General features: G+C 50.0%; 12 protein-coding genes and 1 pseudogene. 7 read left to right on the top strand and 6 right to left on the bottom strand.

Annotated features, from left to right (window positions below; genetic code table 11):
• Positions 1 to 38: 38 nt before the first annotated feature.
• The 4 genes and pseudogenes from ACE5KN_RS13305 to ACE5KN_RS13290 all read left to right on the top strand — a co-directional run.
• Positions 39 to 1,535: pseudogene (locus ACE5KN_RS13305) on the top strand (glycoside hydrolase family 32 protein); the annotation flags it as partial.
• Positions 1,532 to 3,811: a GH32 C-terminal domain-containing protein gene (locus ACE5KN_RS13300; protein ID WP_375524889.1), complete on the top strand. Its 2,280-nt coding sequence runs from the start codon at positions 1,532 to 1,534 to the stop codon at positions 3,809 to 3,811. The pseudogene ACE5KN_RS13305 and the gene ACE5KN_RS13300, both read left to right, overlap by 4 nt.
• A 154-nt stretch (positions 3,812 to 3,965) precedes the next feature.
• Positions 3,966 to 7,937, top strand: a complete 3,972-nt coding sequence (locus ACE5KN_RS13295; RefSeq protein ID WP_375524890.1) for a GH32 C-terminal domain-containing protein — start codon at positions 3,966 to 3,968, stop codon at positions 7,935 to 7,937.
• A gap of 38 nt (positions 7,938 to 7,975) precedes the next feature.
• Positions 7,976 to 9,400 (top strand): GH32 C-terminal domain-containing protein, encoded by a 1,425-nt coding sequence (locus ACE5KN_RS13290; RefSeq protein ID WP_375524891.1) that lies wholly within the window; start codon positions 7,976 to 7,978, stop codon positions 9,398 to 9,400.
• A gap of 327 nt (positions 9,401 to 9,727) precedes the next feature.
• On the opposite strand, the gene ACE5KN_RS13285 is transcribed toward ACE5KN_RS13290, so the two are convergent.
• From ACE5KN_RS13285 to ACE5KN_RS13260, 6 genes are all read right to left on the bottom strand, one after another.
• Positions 9,728 to 10,726 carry a LacI family DNA-binding transcriptional regulator gene (locus tag ACE5KN_RS13285; RefSeq protein WP_375524892.1) on the bottom strand — a complete coding sequence of 333 codons (999 nt, stop codon included), beginning with the start codon at positions 10,724 to 10,726 and terminating at the stop codon, positions 9,728 to 9,730.
• Between the two features lie 44 nt (positions 10,727 to 10,770).
• Positions 10,771 to 11,859 carry a glycoside hydrolase family 172 protein gene (locus tag ACE5KN_RS13280; protein ID WP_375524893.1) on the bottom strand — a complete coding sequence of 363 codons (1,089 nt, stop codon included), beginning with the start codon at positions 11,857 to 11,859 and terminating at the stop codon, positions 10,771 to 10,773.
• A gap of 23 nt (positions 11,860 to 11,882) precedes the next feature.
• Complete coding sequence (locus ACE5KN_RS13275; RefSeq protein ID WP_375524894.1) at positions 11,883 to 12,716, bottom strand: carbohydrate ABC transporter permease; 834 nt, start codon at positions 12,714 to 12,716, stop codon at positions 11,883 to 11,885.
• Position 12,717: 1 nt separating this feature from the next.
• Positions 12,718 to 13,593, bottom strand: a complete 876-nt coding sequence (locus ACE5KN_RS13270) for a carbohydrate ABC transporter permease (protein WP_375524895.1) — start codon at positions 13,591 to 13,593, stop codon at positions 12,718 to 12,720.
• Positions 13,594 to 13,688: 95 nt separating this feature from the next.
• Complete coding sequence (locus tag ACE5KN_RS13265; protein WP_375524896.1) at positions 13,689 to 15,023, bottom strand: ABC transporter substrate-binding protein; 1,335 nt, start codon at positions 15,021 to 15,023, stop codon at positions 13,689 to 13,691.
• Between the two features lie 24 nt (positions 15,024 to 15,047).
• On the bottom strand, positions 15,048 to 16,511 hold the full coding sequence (locus ACE5KN_RS13260; RefSeq protein WP_375524897.1) for a GH32 C-terminal domain-containing protein: 1,464 nt from the start codon (positions 16,509 to 16,511) through the stop codon (positions 15,048 to 15,050).
• Positions 16,512 to 16,703: 192 nt separating this feature from the next.
• Between ACE5KN_RS13260 and ACE5KN_RS13255 the strand changes: the two genes are divergently transcribed.
• The 3 genes from ACE5KN_RS13255 to ACE5KN_RS13245 all read left to right on the top strand — a co-directional run bounded on the left by ACE5KN_RS13255 (position 16,704) and on the right by ACE5KN_RS13245 (position 19,514).
• Entirely contained in the window at positions 16,704 to 17,582 is an 879-nt protein-coding gene (locus ACE5KN_RS13255) for an ROK family protein (RefSeq protein ID WP_375524898.1), read from the top strand.
• A 222-nt stretch (positions 17,583 to 17,804) separates the two neighbouring features.
• The gene (locus ACE5KN_RS13250) at positions 17,805 to 18,866 is read left to right on the top strand and encodes a suppressor of fused domain protein (protein WP_375524899.1); all 1,062 of its coding nucleotides are present in this window, start codon (positions 17,805 to 17,807) and stop codon (positions 18,864 to 18,866) included.
• 69 nt (positions 18,867 to 18,935) lie between these two features.
• Entirely contained in the window at positions 18,936 to 19,514 is a 579-nt protein-coding gene (locus tag ACE5KN_RS13245; RefSeq protein ID WP_375524900.1) for a GNAT family N-acetyltransferase, read from the top strand.
• The last annotated feature ends 7 nt before the right edge of the window (positions 19,515 to 19,521 follow it).

Here is a 19,521-nt window from a genome sequence, read left to right as displayed (position 1 = left end):
AACGATTGGTGGGAGAAATTGTGCTAGATGTATTTTATGAGAGATTCAGACCCGGCTTTCATTTTTCGCCTCCATCCCATTGGATGAATGATCCGAACGGATTGGTCTATTACGAGGGAGAATATCATCTGTTTTATCAGCATCATCCTCACGGCAACAAATGGGGGCCCATGCATTGGGGACATGCGGTGAGTCCGGATTTGATTCATTGGGCGCATATGCCGATCGCTTTGTTCCCGGATGAGCATGGAGCCATTTTCTCAGGCTGCTGTGTAGTGGACTGGAATAACAGCAGCGGACTGTTCGAAGGCCCCCATGGATTAGTCGCCATCTTTACCCATGCGGACACCTGTCCGAAGACCGGGCAGCCGCGCCAGCGGCAAAGCTTGGCGTACAGCAGCGACAAAGGCCGAACTTGGCACAAATATGAGGGGAACCCGGTTCTCGCCGAGGATGATCTGATCGACTTTCGAGATCCAAAAGTGTTCTGGCATCCGCAGAGTGAGCGGTGGGTGATGGTGCTTGTGGCGGGAGACCATGCTCGTTTTTATGGATCGCAAAATTTACTCGAATGGACGCTGACCGGCGAATTCGGTAAAGGGGAAGGATCACATGACGGTGTGTGGGAATGCCCGGATCTCTTTGAATTGCCGATTGATGACAGCGAACGCTCCAAATGGGTGCTTATCATAAGCATTGGAGATAATCCCGACTGTCCTGAAGGCTCGCGCACGCAATATTTTATCGGAGAGTTCGACGGAAATACGTTCATCAATGACCATTCGGCTGATCATATCCTTTGGCTGGATCATGGAAGGGATAATTATGCGGGTGTCACCTGGTCGGATATACCGGAGCGAGACGGACGGCGCGTGCTTATTGGATGGATGAGCAACTGGAAATATGCCAACCACACGCCAACTGGAGACTGGAGAGGCGCCATGACTCTGCCCCGCGCCTTGTCATTGACCAGCCGGGACGAAGGCATAGTTCTGACCCAAATGCCTGTCCGGGAAGTTGAACGGCTGCGAAAAACGTCGACGAGCTGGAATGATGTTACAGTGACTCAGGACGTACCGTTTACACAGCAGACGAACGATGGACTGCTCGAGATAGAAGCGGATATCGATACCCGGTCCGGGAACGAGGTGCATATTAAGTTCAAGTCCTCCGGGCAAAACGAGACGATTATTGGATATGATCCAGTGTGCCAACGGCTATCTATCGACCGTTCCCAATCGGGTCTGACTGACTTTCATCCGGAGTTTGCATGCAATCACGGCGCAAGCCTGGTTCCGGAGGATGGAAAGATCAAGTTGCATATCTGGCTGGACCGCAATGCGGTTGAAGTGTATGGGAATGGGGGACTGGTTGTGCTGACGGATCAAATATTCCCGGATGCTCCGATCGAGAATGTTTGGATAAGCACGAATTCGGGGCAGGTTGTATTGAACTCGCTTCATATTCATACTCTTAAATCCATTCCAATTCCTAATGGTGCCGTCGAGCAGACTTCAAGGGGGAATGACGCGTGAGCCAAGTACCCGACAATCGAGGGCTGATGATGTATTGGGCTTTCGATGAAGGAAGCGGAGCAAGAGCTTTGGAGAGTGTATCCAAAACTCATGATGATATTCAATACGTATTTAAGCAAGCGGAGTTTACGGAACCGCGTGATCCGCAGTGGAGGCAGGGTGTATTGGGCAGCGGACTCCTGTTCGATGGGTACTCGACATTCGTTGCCCATCGGGTCAATACGGGAGATTCGAATGGCGAGCCAGGATTTCTGACAGCGCTCAGCATCGGAGTATGGGTAGCGCCCCGCTCCTACGAATGGGGGGAAGGCGGCAAATTGGCTTCCATCGTGAACCGCTACAACATGGACCGCAAGCAGGGTTATTTGCTGGGCATGTTTCGCCACGGATCATGGTCTTTTCAGGTTGGGCTTGAAGGAGGGGCCTGGGCGGAGATTTGGTCGCCGGACGGCTGTGAACTGCCCAAAAATGAATGGTCTTACGTAAGTGCGGTGTTCGATGGGAACCAGGGAGAAATGAAGCTTTATTTGAACGGCAGCGAAATCGCTTCGACTGCTTTGCCACGCGGTTCCCGCTTGACCGAGGCAGTGGACAGCGATCTGCTCATCGGAAAGAACAATCACAGCAGCCGTCTGGCAAAAGCGTTCAGCCTGCACATGTTTAGCGGTATCATTGATGAGCTCAAGATCTATAATCGGGTCCTTAGCGCGGAAGAGGTGGTCGTTGCTTATCGTCATGTACTGGACTCCGCCCATGGAGGTGTCCGGCCGTCCTTAAAATATGATGAGATCAAGCTGGACCGGACGCCCCTGCTGTCGGACCGGCATAGACCCCAATATCATGTCAGCCCGCCGGCTCATTGGATGAATGAACCTCATGCGCCGATCTATTTTGATGGGAAATATCATTTGTTCTATCAGCATAACCCGCTGGGGCCTTTCTTTCATCAGATCCATTGGGGACATTGGGTAAGTGAAGATCTGGTGCATTGGAGGGACCTTCCCGTCGCGCTGGCGCCGGAGAAGGATCAGCTTGCACCGGACGGGATCTGGTCGGGAAGCGCGACCTATGATGCGGACGGTCTGCCTGTCTTGTTCTTTACCGCAGGCAACGACAGCGCTTCGCCGAATCAGAGCGTAGCGCTTGCCCGCAGCACTTATTCTCGGGATGGAGACCCGGATCTGGTAAATTGGGTCAAACATCCGGAGCCGCTCATCGTGCAGAAAAAGGGCATAGGGGCATTCGGCGATTTCCGAGATCCCTTTGTTTGGAAGGACGATGACGGCTGGTATGCTTTGGTCGGGTCGGGGATGGAAGGCGAAGGAGGCGCGGCGCTGGCATTTGCGTCCAAGGATATGCTGAATTGGACTTACAAGGGTCCATTGTATCATGCGGATCTTCAGAAGTTCCCTTATCTTGGCCCGATCTGGGAGCTCCCCGTGCTGCTTCCACTTGGCACCGACAAGCAGGGGGTGAACAAACATCTCCTGCTGGTCAGCCCTGTGGGAAAAGGGGCGGATGTAGAGGTGTTCTATTGGATCGGGCGGCTTGACAAGGAAAACCTGTCATTTATTCCCGATCAAGAGAAGCCGCAACTGATTGACGTTGGTGATTTCCATTTTACCGGACCGAGCGGAATGGTGGATCCTAAAACCGGGCGAAAGATTATCTTTACGATAGCCCAAGGGGAGCGGACGCCCGAGCTGGAATATAAATCGGGTTGGGCCCATAACGGCGGCTTGCCGCTAAGCGTGTATTTGCGGGATGACGGACGACTGGGAATCGAGCCGATCCAGGAGTTGCAATCGCTGCGCGGAGAGAAGCGGCTATCGCTTCGGAACAAGTCACTGGCCGAGACGAATGTACGGCTCCGGGAGGTACAAGGCGACATGCTTGAGATTCAGCTGGAAATCGAGCCATGCAGCGCCAAACGATTCGGAATCAAGGTCCGGCGCACCCCGGACGGAGAAGAAGAAACGCAGCTGTATTATGATGCGAATCAATCTATGCTCTTGGTCGACCGGACAAAAACGACACTGCATCCGGGAGAAAGATGCGGAGGGATTCAGGGCGGCAAGCTGGAGCTGCCAGGTGAGAATCTGAAGCTTCACCTTTATTTGGACCGTTCCATGGTCGAAGCCTATGCCAACGGATTGAAAAGCCTGACGACCCGTGTGTATCCGAGCCGTATGGATGCTCTGGGGCTAGAGATTTGGGGAGACGGGGAACTAACGGTTAAAACCTTGGATATATGGGATATGCAGGCCATTTGGTAAAGTGAGCGTTTAGGCGCTCCTTATCGCCTTACATTGTGAAAACGCTCTATTATTCTCCTTTTTCATCATGATTTTCATCCTTGTACAAAGGGAGCATTGCGAAGTCAGCTAGCGATGTTTTTCTGAATTGGGAAATCACGAAGGAGGATTGTGTATGAGAAAAGAAAAAAAGAGAGGACACGCGTTTGGCAAGGCGGTTATATGGACTCTGGTTCTTCAGCTTATTGCTCCCGTGATTCCGGCCGCGGCCACTTCCGATTCCGTTGGGGTGGAAACGCCCGCGTCTTTGGCTGAAGTGAAGACGACGGTTACAGATGCAGTATATCAAGCAGTATATCAAATCGAGAATTCGGGATTTGAAACCGGAGATTTGACGGGATGGACCATTGTCGAAGGCGAAGCGTTCGGCCCGGATAGCGTTTCGGATGAAACAACCTGGTGGGCGGAAGAAATCCCCTATAATCAGGAAGGTACTTATCATTTAAATGGGTGGAAATATGCGGAATCTGCGACAGGCATTCTTCGTTCCAGCACTTTCGAGCTGGGGGGAACGGGGTGGATTACCTTCAGATTGGGCGGAGGCAAACATAGGGATCAAGTTTATGTGAGCGTCATCGAAGCAGATACGGGAAAGATGATTGCCCGTTACGGCAACAGCGAATTTAACGAGTCCGGGTTCCCGGATCCCGCACAGGGCATGCGGCTTGCCAATATGGAGCAGTATAAGGCGGATCTTTCCGGATATTTGGGCAAGAAGCTGTATGTGGAAATCGTCGATCATGCAACCTCGGATTGGGGCCTGATTTTTGCGGATGCCTTCCGCACCTTCCATGAAAGCGTTCCGGAAGAAGGGGTTTTGGCGGTTAACATGATCCCGACTGAAATCACGAATGCCAGTTTTGAAACGGGAAATTTCGATGGCTGGACGGTTGAAGGAAATGCTTTTCAAGTGACTGATGAAGCTCATGCGAGCAAAGAAGGAAACTTCTATGCTAAATCTGCCTTGGAAGCTCAGGGCTCCATCACCTCCAATACTTTCACACTCCAGGGAAGTGGAACCATTAACTTTACTATTTTGGACATTTTAAAACCGGAGGACGCCTACGTCGAACTTTACGATGCCGTCAGCAATACGTTGCTTAAGAAAACGGGGAATGTCAGTGCAAATCAGAATATCACATGGAACGTGCAGGAGTACTACAACAAGGAGCTCTATGTAAAGGTCGTTGATCAGTCTGATCAAGCCCGCATAGCCGTTGACGGTTTCCAAGTACGTGGTACGGGTACTATATTTTACTTGGGTCTTAATGAAGGCACAGGAAAGGAAACGTTGGATGGAGTACGCAAGCTTGAGCATGATGTGAACTATGTATTTAACAACGCCAGATATATGGACTCCAAGGATCCGAGATGGACTCCCCGCGGGGTGAAAGGCGGGGCCTTGTTGTTCGATGGATATTCGAACTATATTGAGGTCAACGCCAAGGATACCGTGACTGTAAACGATGCGTTAACCATCGAAGCCTGGGTCGCTCCGCGCAGTTATGAATGGGGAGACGGAAACAAACTGTCTGCCATTGTGAACCAATCCGATCAGGATAAAGCGGAAGGCTTTTCTCTTGGAATGTACCGGCACGGTACATGGTCGATGCAGGCCGGAATTGGCGGGCAGTGGCTTCAGGTTTGGGCAAAGGATCACCCATTGGAAAAATACAAGTGGAATTACGTCGCCGCCACGTTCGACAAAAAAGATGGAATGATCAAGTTATATCTAAACGGTGAGGAAGTGGCTTCCCAAGCAACCCCCGTTAACGTCCCAATCACACCATCCACGGAAAGCCTGATCATCGGGAAAAACAATAAACCGGTTGAGTTGGCAGGACTGTTTTCCTTCAATATGTTCAGTGGGCTCATCGATGAAGTGAAGCTGCATAACAAAGCCCTTACGAATGAAGAGGTACTAGCTGAGTATGAGAACGTAAAGGCGCTCCATGGCGGTTCGGTTCCGGAAATTCCGAATGGGGACATTGATGAGGACCCAAGCGTGTTTGACGGAGATCAGCACCGTCCCCAGTATCATGCAATGCCTCCGCAAAACTGGATGAATGAAGCGCATGCGCCAATTTATTATAACGGCCAATACCATTTGTTTTATCAGCATAACCCGCAGGGGCCATATTGGCATCAAATCCATTGGGGACATTGGGTAAGCGACGACATGGTGCACTGGGAAAATGTAAGGCCGGCCCTTGCGCCCGAAGCGGGCACTCTTGACCCGGACGGCGCGTGGTCAGGCGGAGCGGCGTATGATCGAAACGGCAATCCCGTGCTGTTCTATACCGCCGGCAACGACTCCGAGTCGCCGAACCAGCGAACAGCAATTGCGACTCCAGCCGATTTATCCGATCCCGATTTGGAGCAATGGGTGAAATACCCCGAACCGGTGACGGAACAGAACGGGATCGGCATCCATAACGAGTTTCGCGATCCGTTCGTCTGGTACGATGAAGAGACGGATAAGTGGTATCAATTAGTGACTTCCGGCCTTCAGGACTTCAGCAGCGGCACGGCATTAGTATATGTATCCGACGATATGTACAACTGGGAGTACAAGGGGCCTTTATATGTTAGCAACAGAACCCTCTATCCGGAGTTGGGTACGGTCTGGGAACTGCCGGTATTATTGCCGTTAGGCAAGGATAGCAAGGGCCAACAAAAACATATATTCATGATTAATCCGCATGAAAAACCGGAGCATGTACCGCCCGCGAACGATGTGCAACGAGATGTTGAGGTCTTTTATTGGATTGGGACCTGGGATCGGGATAATTTCAAGTTTATTCCCGATCAAGAGGCTCCCTCCAAAATGGATGTAGGTGACGGGTACTTAACCGCTGAGAGTGGCCTGGTCACGCCCGATGGAAGAACTGTCGTATTCTCCATGGTGCAAAATGTAAGAACACCGCAAGCAGAATATCAATCCGGATGGGCTCATAATCTGGCTCTGCCAGTTTCACTAAGCCTGGATGAGCATGATGAATTGCGCATTGACCCGATTCAAGAATTGCAGAGTCTGCGAGGAAATAAACTGGTTGATTTATCAGAGAAAAATATGGAGTCCGCTAATCAATTGATCCGTAATGTCAAAGGCGACATGCTGGAGATTGTAATGGAAATAGATCCGGGAGAAGCCCAGAAATTCGGCCTCAAGGTGCGGCGCTCCGACAACGGCCAGGAAGAAACCCTGATTTACTACGACAAGACAAACGGTACCTTTAATGTGGATCGCACCAAGAGCAGTATCGACCCGGATGTGCGCGTAGACGGCATTCAAGGCGGATACGTTGATCTGAACGGAGATAACCTGAAACTCCATATTTTCCTCGACCGTTCGGTCATTGAAGCTTTTGCAAATTACAAGAAAAAGCTGACAACCCGAGTATACGTAGGCAGATACGACTCCTTGGGCTTGCAGGTTTGGGCCGACAATGATATTACGGTCAAATCGATGGGAGTATGGGAGATGAATGCTTTAACCGGTGAACCGGCTGCTCCGGTCGATGTGCCTGAGAACTGGGACAACTCAGTGTATACCGATATTACAGATCTGCCTAATCATGATTTTGCAACGGGTGATTTAACCGGTTGGATTGCCGAAGGAGATGCTTTCCAAGATGTCCACGTGACCGACACCAAGTTCTTCTGGGGTAACATTTACTTTAATCCGTCGCAAAAAATTCCGGGGGGCTATCATTTGTGGGGCTTCAACGAGCAAGCTGGCGGCGACAGCTTGACAGGTACGCTACAATCACAGAATTTCATCCTTGGCGGGAACGGCAAAATCAACTTCCTAGTCAGCGGCGGGCGCGATATAGATAAGCTGTACGTTGCGCTGGTCCGGGCATCGGACGGCAAAGAGCTGTTTAAAGAGACTGCCACTAATTATGAGGAGTATCAACGGAAGATCTGGGATGCATCGGAGTATATCGGCGAGGAGCTTTATATTAAAGTGGTTGACCAATCCACAGGCGGTTTCGGACATCTTAACGTCGATGATTTTAACGTACCGGTACAGGTCAAGAAGGAGAACGATCCAACTGACTCTCCCCTGGGTTTCGTTAAATGAACGCATAAACCACTTAAATCTTTAGGAGGAATCATTGGATGAGGGAATTTTTCTATCGGCCGGAGAACGCCTGGGTAGGGGATGTGATTCCCTATTATGAAGATGGGGAATTTAAATTGTTCTATCTGCACGGCTGGCGAGAAAACTACCGGGAGGGTCTTGACCATGGCTGGTATCTGGTCGGAACGAAGGATTTCGTGAATTACCGGGCAGAAGGAGCCTGCAAAATAGAAGGCGGCACCGGCCATATTCTGAAAGTGGACGGTATCTATCATATGTTTTACTGCATATTTCCCCCAGGCAAGCAACTGGTCTGCCATGCGATCAGCAGTGACCTGAAGAACTGGGAGCCCATTCCTGAAGATACCTTTGCCGCTGACGACCGCATCTATGAGCTGTCCGATTGGCGCGATCCTTTCGTGTTCTGGAATGAAGAGGAAGACCAATACTGGATGCTGCTTGCCGCGATGGCGAAAGGGCCAACCAACCGAAAAGGGTGCACTGCGCTGCTGTCATCCAAAGACCTTAAAACCTGGGAGTACCGCGAACCTCTGTATGCGCCGAATTTGCACGTAGGGGCTCATGAATGTCCTGACTTGTTCAGAATCGGGGATTGGTGGTATTTAATCTACTCCTCCTATACGGGACGCTTTGCGACCTTTTACCGAATGAGCCGTAGCCTGAATGGCCCTTGGCTTACCCCGAAAGAGGATACCTTCGACGGGCGGGCTTTCTACGCTGCCAAATCCTCGACAGACGGGCGAGGGCGCTATCTGTTCGGGTGGAATCCCACGAAAAACGACGATTTATTCGGTTGGAATCCGCCGAAATCCCGAGGCAAGGACTACAATACCTGGGATTGGGGAGGAAATCTGATCGTCCATGAAATCGTTCAGCGCCCTGACGGCACGCTCGACGTAAAAGTGCCGGATACGGTTGATGCGGCGTTTTCGCAGCCGCTGCCCGCACATTATCAGAGCATTACGGGAGATTGGCTAATTACGGATCGCACGCTCTCCTGCGTGTCGCCGTACGGCTTTGCCGGCTGCACGAGCTGGGAGGAGCTGCCTGATCCATGCAAGATTTCCGCCAGCGTCTCATTCTCCGAGCAGACGCAAGGGGTTGGTTTCATGCTGCGAGCAGAAGACACGTTGGATGAGGCCTATTACGTTACCCTGGAACCGCAGCGGAATCGTCTTACCTTTCGTGGGAAGATCATGCAGTCGGAAGAGGGCGGGAAGACGTTCCCTTATGAGGTAGAGCTGGAGCGTCCGATAGAGCTTATTCCCGATCATCCTTACGAAATCAAAGTGTTTATGGACGGATCGATTTGCGAAATTTACGTGGATGAGAACATAGCGATGAGCGCCAGAATGTACGATATCCCCCGAGGGAAGCTTGGCTTGTTTGTCAGCCAAGGCCATGCTAAGTTTAGCGATGTGCGAATCGAGGGTAGAGGATAAAACAAAAAAAATCGAGCAGGGGATCAATGAATCCCCCGCTCGATTTTCTTGAATGATCTGTTTGAAGTTTGGCTCAACCTAGAAATCAATTCTTGACGGCTTGGCAGGCCGGTGGGTTGGGCGATAGATCAATCAACACTCGCAAGTCCGGACGCTTTGCATGATTATCCCGTTTGATCAGAAACAGAGAAACAGACGAATACCTACCCTAGCCCCACCTATTCCCTGAGCGAGAGGGATAATCGTACAAAGCAGCGTGCAAGGGCATCAAGACACGAACACAATAGACAGCCACCTCAGTCTGGGAGTCTGAAGTTTATTTGGATATCAGCTGGTTCGACGCACCATCAGTTCCGTCGGAAACACTTCTTCGACAGGCGCGGGGCGCTGGCTGTCGGATTCAATGGATTCGATCATCAGCTTGGAAGCGGCCTCGGCTAATTCATTAATCGGATGTCGAATGGTTGATAAGCTCAGCAGTTCGGAGACGGTAGGCATATCATCAACGCCGAGAATAGCAAGCCCATCCGGAATGGAAATGTTCAAATCCTTGCAGGCCTTCAACGCCCCGATAGCGGAGATGTCATTTAAACAAAACAACGCTTGCGGCAGCTGATTATTTTTGGTCAGGTTTATCACGGTCTCGTATCCGAAGGTTTCCGTCATATCGCCCGTGATGACAGTCGGCAGCTTGCCGTTTTGCTGCAGGGTCTCACTGGCTCCGTTGAGCCGGTCATCGAAGCCGGGGACGTGGCCGTGCGGATAAGTCAAAATAACCAGCTTGTCATAGCCGCGGGATAATAAGTGATTCACCCCGATTTGGCCGCTCTGATAGTCGTTGACGCGAAGGACATGTGCTCCATAGGATAAATTGTGGCGGCCCACTGTAATGACTGGCACGTTAAGGTCCATTAATTTTGACATGAATTTTTCCGTGTCCATCGTTGCTTTGACGATAATCCCATCGACCATCTGGATATTCATAAAGATTTCTTCAAAGTCCAGCAGGATGATTTTATATCCCAAGGACTTTAACTGCTGCTTGATGACTTTGGCAAAATGGAGGAAGTATAAGTCCTCAAAGTAACCGTCACCATCATAGGTGCTATCGGATAAAACAAGCCCAATGGTATGCATTCTGCCAGTAATAAGACTTTTGGCAACCGGGTTCACTTGGTAACCTAATTTCTCGATCGAGAGACTGATTTTTTCCTTCGTCTCCGCGCCCATCTTCTGAAAGTTGCCGTTCAGAAAATGGGAGACCGTCGCGGGCGATACGCCCGCGTCTTTTGCGACTTGAACTAAAGTAACCCTTTTCTTTGCCATTTTCGAACCTCTGCTTCTTTTGGATTGCGAATATTTCGTCTTGATTAGCGTGGCCGTCTTTCCACTACGCCGGGAAGGGCGGGGAACGCTTGATGCGGCTCGGTCTGATACCAGTAACATACGGAACTTATGTCATCGCTTCTTTCGAACAACGCCTTTCCGTCATGCCCGATCTGTTGAACAGTGACCCTTAAATCCTCTTCAAACAAAATGGGGTCAAGCATATGCCAACGATAGAAGCCGCGCATCGGACAAGCGGCGCCGTCGTAAATATGCGCTCTCGTCGTATCTTTTACTGCAAAATACGGGAAACCCATAAATGGGGTGGAGTACGTCTGCTCCTCAACCGGGTTGCCGTTGTCATATTTCACGAAGCCCCAGGCTCCGCCGAAGTAATCCTCCGTTCCCGTTCCGCAGATCGTAGGCCAGTCCCGATCGCCGTCGAGATAAAATTTAACTTCCCCTTCGCCGTACCAATAGCGGGACAGCGAGGTCCAGGCCATATAGGTGCCGACATATTTGCCCCTTCCTTTAATTCCATCAATAATCGTATAATCCTGCTTAAGCTGGGTCGGATTTTCCCGGCGGAATTGGGCGTGAAAATATTCCGTATCCTCCGGCAGCTCATCGACCAGCATATAATCAAACTGGTAGAAAAACGCCTCGATCTCCTGGGGATGCTCATTTGTTACGGTTACTTTGGCGGCTTTTTTGAAAGGCATCGCAAAGTAACTGTTCATGCCGCCTACCGGATTGACTACGATCGGCAGGGAATTCACAACCGCTCTGGCGCCGAAGCCGTTGCAGAAGAAATCTCCCAGCGGAACTTCAACGGAAGGGGACTCTTCACCGTCCCAATACATTCGCAGCACCAGGTCGCGCAATACGAACCAGCCGGATTCGGTCTGATCGGTCACGGTCATCCAGATGTGCTGGATGATGCCGGGGCCCTCGACATCGACAAGGGTGGCGGTTTGCCCTTGGGCTAACGAGATAAAAGCTTTGCCTTTCCGTGCAACTCCCAGAGGACCTTCTGCTTTTCCGCCTTCCCCTTTCAGGCCACGGGGATTCTCCGCCGTGATCGATCTGCTTTTCCCTTTCATTCTGCCGAAAAGTTGATTCATGGATAACATGGTTTATCTCTCCTTATCTTTTTTCATCCTTTAACTGCTCCATCAGAAACGCCAGCCATCAAGTATTTATTTAGAAATAAATAGATGATAATGATCGGGATGATGCTAACGCTGATGGCTGCAAACGTTTGTCCCCAATCCGTAGCCCCGAATGCCCCGATGAACTCCTGAAGACCAACGGCGATTGTTTTGTATTGCTTGTCACTCGTAAAGGTGTTGGAAAAAATAAAATCATTCCAAATGAGAACGAAATTGATCGATGCGACCGTGATGGTTGTGTTGATGGTAAGCGGAGAAATGATTTTATAGAACACCTGATAAATATTGCATCCGTCAATGACGGCAGCTTCGATCAATTCGTTGGGCACATAACTGTAGAAGCTGGTGAAGATCAAAATGGATAAGGGCAAGGCAAATCCGACTTGAGGAAGGATTAGCGCCAGATATGAATTCAGCAGCCCGAAGTCCTTGTACATAATAAACAACGGGATCAGGGTTACTTGAATGGGAATCATGATCCCGACCGTAAAGAATAGCAGCAGCTTTGAATTCAGCTTAAAATTCATTTTAACGAGGGCAAACCCGGCCGTTGAGCTTAAGAAGATGATCAGCAGCAGGCAGCTGAACGTCACGATGGCGGTATTTTTGATATAAAGCAGCAGATCGCTTCCCTTGAATACGGCTGCATAGTTGTCGAACGACCATACCGTCGGCAGCGAAAAGGGCTTTGTTGTTAGTTCGATGCTCGATTTAAAGCTGGACAGCATCAGCCAGATCACCGGGTAGATCTGCACGATCAGGATTGCGATAACGATAAAATACAACAGGAAGGATAAGGTTGCTTTTTTGGATTGCATGTTACGCTTCTCCTTTCCTGGAACTGAATATGGCCCGAATTATAAGAACAGCAATAAGGCTTTCAATTACGATAAATACGGCGATTGAGCTTCCGTATCCAAATTGATTGGTAGCAAACGCTTTTTTGTACATATAAGTGGTAACCAGCTCGGTCGTCGAACCCGGCACGCCAATGATATAAGGAATATCGAAGCCTCTCAGCGCACCGGTGGTACACATGATAAGGGCCAAACTCAGCACATGTTTAATACTTGGCAATTTTATATGCCGGATCAGCTGCCATCCGTTAACGCCGTCTATGGTTGCAGCCTCCTCGATTTCTTTCGGAATCGCGATCAATGCTGCGTAAAAAATGACCATGTACATTCCCGTAAAGCGCCAGCCCTCGGGGATGGATACCGCAATCAATGCGGTGTGCGGATCGGATAACCAGGCGGTTTGCAAATGGCCCAGTCCGATCCAATCCAGGAACATGTTCAGCAAACCAAGCGGCTGCAGGGAATAGAAGTTCCGAAACATCTGCGCGATGGCGACGGTGACCACAACGGCCGGCAAATAATACAGCGTTCTGAAAATGCCGGCTCCTTTCTTGACATACGAGAGCAGCAATGCAAAAAACAAGCCGATGAACACCTGCATGAGTACCACGATTACGACATATATCAAGTTGTTTTTCACGGAATTCCAGAAGTAGGGGTCATGAAACATCTTGATATAATTGCCCAGCCCAATATACTCGGCATCTTTTATTCCATTCCAATCCTGGAAGCCGTAGTTCAGCGACTGAATGATCGGGACAAAGACAGTTCCCAAATAAAACAGCAAGGCTGGCGTGATGAATATTAACCATGCCTTCTTGTCCTTGAGCACATTCATATAAATCTCTCCATAAAGTTTATTTTAAAAAGTTCACTGAAGGCTGCCACCCGGACCTTGTATGGCCGGGTGGCAGTGTTCTGAACGTTAACGAGCTAGTTGGTGACGTTTTGGGCAATAGTATCATCGATTTGTTTGGCAAACTCTTCCGGCGTCATGGCACCCATCATCAATTTGATGATTAAATCGCTCATGACGGAGTTCGTATTAGGGTCCAGTAAGGTATCCCAAGGCTTGGCAAATTCTGATCCGTAGTTATCCATATCCTTTTTAATACGCAAGTATAAATCGGAGAACTGGGACTCATCTTTAATCTCAAACTTGAGCGGAGACATCTGCTGTTTGGCAACATAGATGTCACTGTAATTTTTTAAGACGAAACTCAGGAAGTCTTTGGTGGTTGCGTCGAATTTGTCAGCCGTTGCGGCAAGACCGATGCCGCTGTTTCCGAAAAACTCATTATTCGGCGTTTTGGCGTTGTTGATGGTAGGCAGATAGAAATAGTCAACGTTGCCTTTGAGGTTTTCCGGAAGATTTTCCTCTGTAAAGGAAGGAATTTCCCAGGTACCCATGGTATACATGGCAGCTTCACCATTGAGGAACATGTTCTTGGCTGTCGTATAATCCGTAGTGGCAAACCCCTCCTGGAAGTATTGAGCGATCCCCTGCGCAAAGTTCGCAGCTTGCATTCCGACTTCGTCGCTCATTTTGGCCTTGCCTTGGCTCAGATTGCGGGCAAATTCATTTCCGGTGGCCCGGAACGGAATCATGGCCGCATAGCGCAGCAAGGGCCAAACGTCAACACCGTCAACGGCGATCGGGGTAATGCCCTTGTCCTTTAGCGATTTGCTAACTGTTAGCATGTCATCGATGGTTTTCGGAACGGCGAGGTTATTTTCCTTGAATATTTTCTTGTTATACCAGGTCATTTCCAGCTGATACTCCAAAGGGAGAAGGTACAGGCTGCCATCGGGCAGTTCCTGGTATTTCAACGCAGGTTCGTAGAATTGGTCGTACAGTCCTTGTTCGTTCAGAAACTGCTTCATGTCAACCAGCATTCCGGCTTCCGCCAATTGCTGGGCGAACGGATCGGCGTCCATATCGATCAATTCCGGAGCTTCGCCGGAAGCGACGAGCGTGCGCAGCTTGGTCAAATAGGAAGGTCTATCGGAAGTTACTTGAATATCCAGCTTGAATCCGGGATGATCCTTCGCATACCGGTCTGCCAGCTCACGCATCGTTTGCACGATCGGTCCGTCCGAAGGGCGGGCCGACAGCCATGTAATCGTTTTGCCGGTGGAGCCATCAGACGAATTTTCCTGTTTGTTGGCGTCCTTCGCTGATCCGCCACAGCCAGCGAGAGCGGTTGCAATCAATGCAAAGATAGTGAGAAGCGAGATGACCTTCGACAGTTTTCTCTTTTTTGCCATTTTAAAACCCCTCCATTTTATAAATTAATCCTTTGCCCCCGTCTTGAGCTTGACGTTATGGACTTTGACGGAGCCCTCATTCGCAAAAAAACCGAGGTGACCGGTTTTGAAGTTATAGACTCGCGTTGTCATTGCGATGGCATCGTTGACATATAGACACAGGATGTCATCTTCCAAAATCAGCTTTACTCTAATCCGGTCGTGCCGGCTGAACAAAAACGGTCTTTCCAGTTCGATCATTTGCGGTTTATCTCCGGCAATTTGCCATTGAAAGAAACCGGGCTCGGTTCTCGGCCACATATCGAACACGATGCGATTGTGGAACGGATCGAATTTAATGAAATAACCCGTGTCAAGCACCTTATCGGTGCGCAGCGCGATGCCGAAGTCCTTCACCTCTTTCCAGTCCGTAAACTCGGCTTCGATCAGGACTTGGGGAGGCAGTTCATCCAAAACGAGGTAAGCCAGTCCGTCAGGGGACTCCAGTTCGAATCGGCTTCCGGTGTGGTGGCAATTTTTCTCCGCTTCGGGAACGGCGTCCGTTTCTGTATTAAAATGCTCATAGATTGCTTGAGGCATCCTTACGAGCAGATCTCCGTCATCGTTTTGATAAACTTCATGCACAACCAGGGTTCCGGCCCATTCCCAATCTCCGTAATCGCTTGCATCTTTCTTGGAAGGGACCCAGCCAAAGGCAAATCTTTGTTGACCGTCTGAAGCCGTTTTCGCCGCATAAAACCCTCTGCCGTCAAAAGTGTCGGGAATTGGCGAGGTGTACACACCTTCGATGCTTTTGCTTTTTTTGTAATGGGTTACAAACTTTTCACTGAACGTCGAGTAGACCAAGTAGTGCCAGTCTCCCATTTGGAAATAATCCGGACATTCCATGGTGATGTACTTGTCCGGACTGTAAAATGGCTCCTGATAACGCCAATGTACAAGATCATCGGAAGTGAGAAGGGCAATGCAACCCCCTTTTTTTTCGGAGGAATTCATCAGCCTTGAGGTGACAAGCATCCAAAACTCTTGCCGTTCTTCGTTAAAAAACACGAACGGATCACGCCAATCGAACTTCTCATAAATCACGCCGTCCCCATAAAGCTTGAAATTTACATCCTTTGTCCAGTGCATGCCGTCGGTGCCGGTAGCCTTCAAAACGACTTGCAGGGGCTTTCCGTCAACGCAAAACTCGGAATTGGGATTATGCCCGGTGTAGAAAAGGTGATACGTTCCGTTTTGATCCTTGATTACGGAACCGGTATAGGCGTTCCGGTCTGGCTCGGTTTCGTCGCCATTCGATAGAGATACGCCGTAATCTTCAAAATCCAGGCCGTTTTTGGTCGTGATCAGGTTCCACGTTGTATGGTTCCCATAATCGCCGCCGACTCTTTGATCATGGAGATAGTAGAGCTTGTACTCTCCATTGTCATAGAACGGGATCACGTCTCCGACCCATCCGTCTTGCGGTTTGTAAAATACTTTTTTCATCTCGTCATCTCCATTTAGTAAAACGTTTTACAAAACATATAATAACATAGCTTTAGTGTTTGTCAACGTTTTCATTAGCTATAATAAGAGAATCTATAAGTGTATAGTAAGATAATAAAAAAAGTATGGTAAAACGATTTTCAAAAAGTTAAAATATTTGTGCGAACACTTACAATGCAGGAGGAATCAAATATGCGAATTGGTGCGATTGAAGCGGGAGGCACGAAATTTATATGTGGTATCGGCAATGAACAGGGGGAAATTCTGGAACGGATCAGCTTTCCGACGGAGGAGCCGGAAAAAACGCTTGAGCAAGCTGCTCAGTATTTTCAGGACAAGTCTATTGAGGCGATTGGGATTGGTTCCTTCGGACCGATCAACCTGGATCGTTCCAGCCCCTCTTACGGGCAGGTGACTACGACGCCGAAACCGGGGTGGGCGGGGTTTGACTTTGTCGGATATATGAAGCGTACTTTCCCGGTGCCGATCGGTTTCGATACCGATGTGAACGCGGCGGTATTCGGCGAAGCGAAGTGGGGGGCTGCGAAGGGAGTGGATAGCTGTGTGTATTATACGATCGGGACAGGTGTCGGTGTCGGCGTGTACACGGAAGACAAGCTGGTCCATGGACTGGTCCACCCGGAAGGGGGGCATGTATTGATCCGGCGGCATCCGGAGGATAACTTCGGTGGTTTGTGTCCTTATCATGGCGATTGTCTGGAAGGTATGGCTAGCGGACCTGCGATCGAGAAGCGCTGGGGATGGAAAGGAAACGAGCTGTCAGCAGATCATAAGGCTTGGAAGATGGAAGCTTATTATCTGGCGCAGGCCATTTCAGGGGTGATCCTGTTGTTATCGCCGAAGAAAGTGATTCTTGGCGGCGGGGTGATGCACCAGCAACAGTTATTCCCGCTTATCCGCAAGGAAGTCGCCCAAAACTTAAACGGATATGTGGCGTCCCCGGCGATTCTTGACGATATGGAAAATTATATCGTTCCTCCGGGCCTGGGCGACAACGCCGGATTGTGCGGCGCGCTGGCGCTGGGAATCGAAGCGGTAGAACCGAAATAGAATATGGTGAACGATGTAAGTGCCGCATTTCATATTACAATCTGTCTCATAAAAAACCGGAATGCGAGATCATAGTTTCACTTGATCATGGTAAAATCCCCCGGGCATGTTCGGAAAAATATATTAAGATTCCTGCTCCTTGAGAAGGGAAAAAGAGTATATAATCGAAACATTGTAAATTAAAGGTTTACCTTTTTATAAAGGACAGCAGGAGGGCATGAAATGAGCGAGGAATTGAACGCACCCGGTTGGGATGCCATTGATCAGACATTACGGAACATTTATGGTGATCAGGAGCCGAAGCATTACGGCACATTGATCCCCTATGCGCTGGGAGGACAGGACCCACTGCAGGGGATCAGTGCTTACATGGCGGAAACACCGCAGCCCCATTGGCATTTTGTTACATACGGTTTTTCCGCGTTATATGAGAAGGAATCAGAGAATGCCGATTACAGCGGTTATGGATTTGAACTGACCTTTCGGCTGCCGCGGCAGCCTGAAGAGGAGGAGCCTCCTGCGTGGGCGCTGAATTTGTTGCAAAATATCGGGAGATACGTGTTTGGCAGCGGCAATACGTTTCAAGCAGGCGATTATATGGATGCCAACGGACCGATCTGCCTTGATGCGGATACACGGATTACGGCACTGGCTTTCACAGCCGATCCGGAGCTCCCCGAGATCGATACACCGAATGGACGATTGGAGTTTCTGCAGATGATCGGCATTACTGCCGATGAACTGCAGGCCATGCAAACCTGGAATACGCTGGGTGTGCTGTCCGTTTGTGAGCCGTATATGCCCCGTTATATCACAGATCTGAACAGGGATTCATTCCTTCGTCATGATGCTGTGTCCGGGGCCATACGTTTGGGACATGAGCGGGATGGCTCGAGCACCGGTTTTTTGTACGTAGATCAGCTGACCTGGGAGCCGGGAAAAAAGGGTCTGTTCAAAAAGTCCTCCTCCACGCTGACGCTTGGAGCCAAACAGGCGGGGATCATTGGAAGCCTGCTTCGCGGGCGCATTTTGAAGGGCAAAAAGCTGAGCTTGTCCGGACCGTCCATACGGGTCGTATTTGAGCCGGGAGAAAGCCCGGCTTGGGAAACGCAGGAAGGTGAAGTGCGGATTATGCTGAATGGTCCGGTTGTGGATGAACTGGCCAGCAAACTGATTCCGCAGGCCGGCGTGTTTGAGGTTTCATTTTTAACGGGCGTGCTCTTCCAGATTGTCAAAACGGAAATCAAGGATCATGAGGGTCAGGTTGTCGAAATTATAGGATGACGCTGTTCAAGCACATTTGGAGAGACGGCAGATTCGCTTGGAGTCACGTGAGAGAAAGGGGATATTTTTATGCAAAAAGATCCTTTGCTGTTTGATTTTCCGGAGCAGTTTGAAACCGGGAGGCTGCTTGTTCGTGCCCCGCAATGGGGAGACGGGGCCCCACTGAATGTAGCGATCCGGGAAAGCCTCAAGGAACTCCGGCCCTTTATGCCGTTTGCCCGTGTGACTCCCGAGCCTGAGGAAACCGAGAGAGTTGTGCGCCGCGGCAGACTCCGCTTCCTGGAACGGACGGATATGATGATGCTGATGTGTGATAAAGAGAGCGGCGGAGTGCTTGGCGCATGTGGTTTGCACCGGATCGACTGGAATGCCCGCAGATTTGAAATCGGCTACTGGATCAGAACGTCCCGTTCCGGGGAAGGGCTTGTCACGGAAGCCGTTCATGGCATAACGGATTTTGCTGTCAGGCAGCTTGGCGCAAACCGTCTGGAAATCCGCTGTGATGACCGCAATACCCGCAGCGCCGCTGTCGCAAGACGGGCAGGCTTTACGCTTGAAGGTGTTCTGCGCAGCTGGGAGCGTGAAGAAGACGGTACGCCTGTGAATCAGATGGTGTTTGCCAAGGTGCGGGGAATCGATTTTACATAGTTTATCC

It is taken from the genome of Paenibacillus terreus, assembly GCF_042138595.1.
Taxonomy (GTDB): domain Bacteria; phylum Bacillota; class Bacilli; order Paenibacillales; family Paenibacillaceae; genus Paenibacillus; species Paenibacillus terreus.
This window is presented reverse-complemented; position numbering and strand designations above follow the sequence as displayed.

Bases quoted from the DNA above. Each gene is read 5' to 3' on its own strand.
- ACE5KN_RS13295 (WP_375524890.1), top strand. From the start codon at position 3,966: ATGAGAAAAGAAAAAAAGAGAGGACACGCGTTTGGCAAGGCGGTTATA.
- ACE5KN_RS13290 (WP_375524891.1), top strand. From the start codon at position 7,976: ATGAGGGAATTTTTCTATCGGCCGGAGAACGCCTGGGTAGGGGATGTG.
- ACE5KN_RS13285 (WP_375524892.1), bottom strand. From the start codon at position 10,726: ATGGCAAAGAAAAGGGTTACTTTAGTTCAAGTCGCAAAAGACGCGGGC.
- ACE5KN_RS13280 (WP_375524893.1), bottom strand. From the start codon at position 11,859: ATGTTATCCATGAATCAACTTTTCGGCAGAATGAAAGGGAAAAGCAGA.
- ACE5KN_RS13275 (WP_375524894.1), bottom strand. From the start codon at position 12,716: ATGCAATCCAAAAAAGCAACCTTATCCTTCCTGTTGTATTTTATCGTT.
- ACE5KN_RS13270 (WP_375524895.1), bottom strand. From the start codon at position 13,593: ATGAATGTGCTCAAGGACAAGAAGGCATGGTTAATATTCATCACGCCA.
- ACE5KN_RS13265 (WP_375524896.1), bottom strand. From the start codon at position 15,023: ATGGCAAAAAAGAGAAAACTGTCGAAGGTCATCTCGCTTCTCACTATC.
- ACE5KN_RS13260 (WP_375524897.1), bottom strand. From the start codon at position 16,511: ATGAAAAAAGTATTTTACAAACCGCAAGACGGATGGGTCGGAGACGTG.
- ACE5KN_RS13255 (WP_375524898.1), top strand. From the start codon at position 16,704: ATGCGAATTGGTGCGATTGAAGCGGGAGGCACGAAATTTATATGTGGT.
- ACE5KN_RS13250 (WP_375524899.1), top strand. From the start codon at position 17,805: ATGAGCGAGGAATTGAACGCACCCGGTTGGGATGCCATTGATCAGACA.
- ACE5KN_RS13245 (WP_375524900.1), top strand. From the start codon at position 18,936: ATGCAAAAAGATCCTTTGCTGTTTGATTTTCCGGAGCAGTTTGAAACC.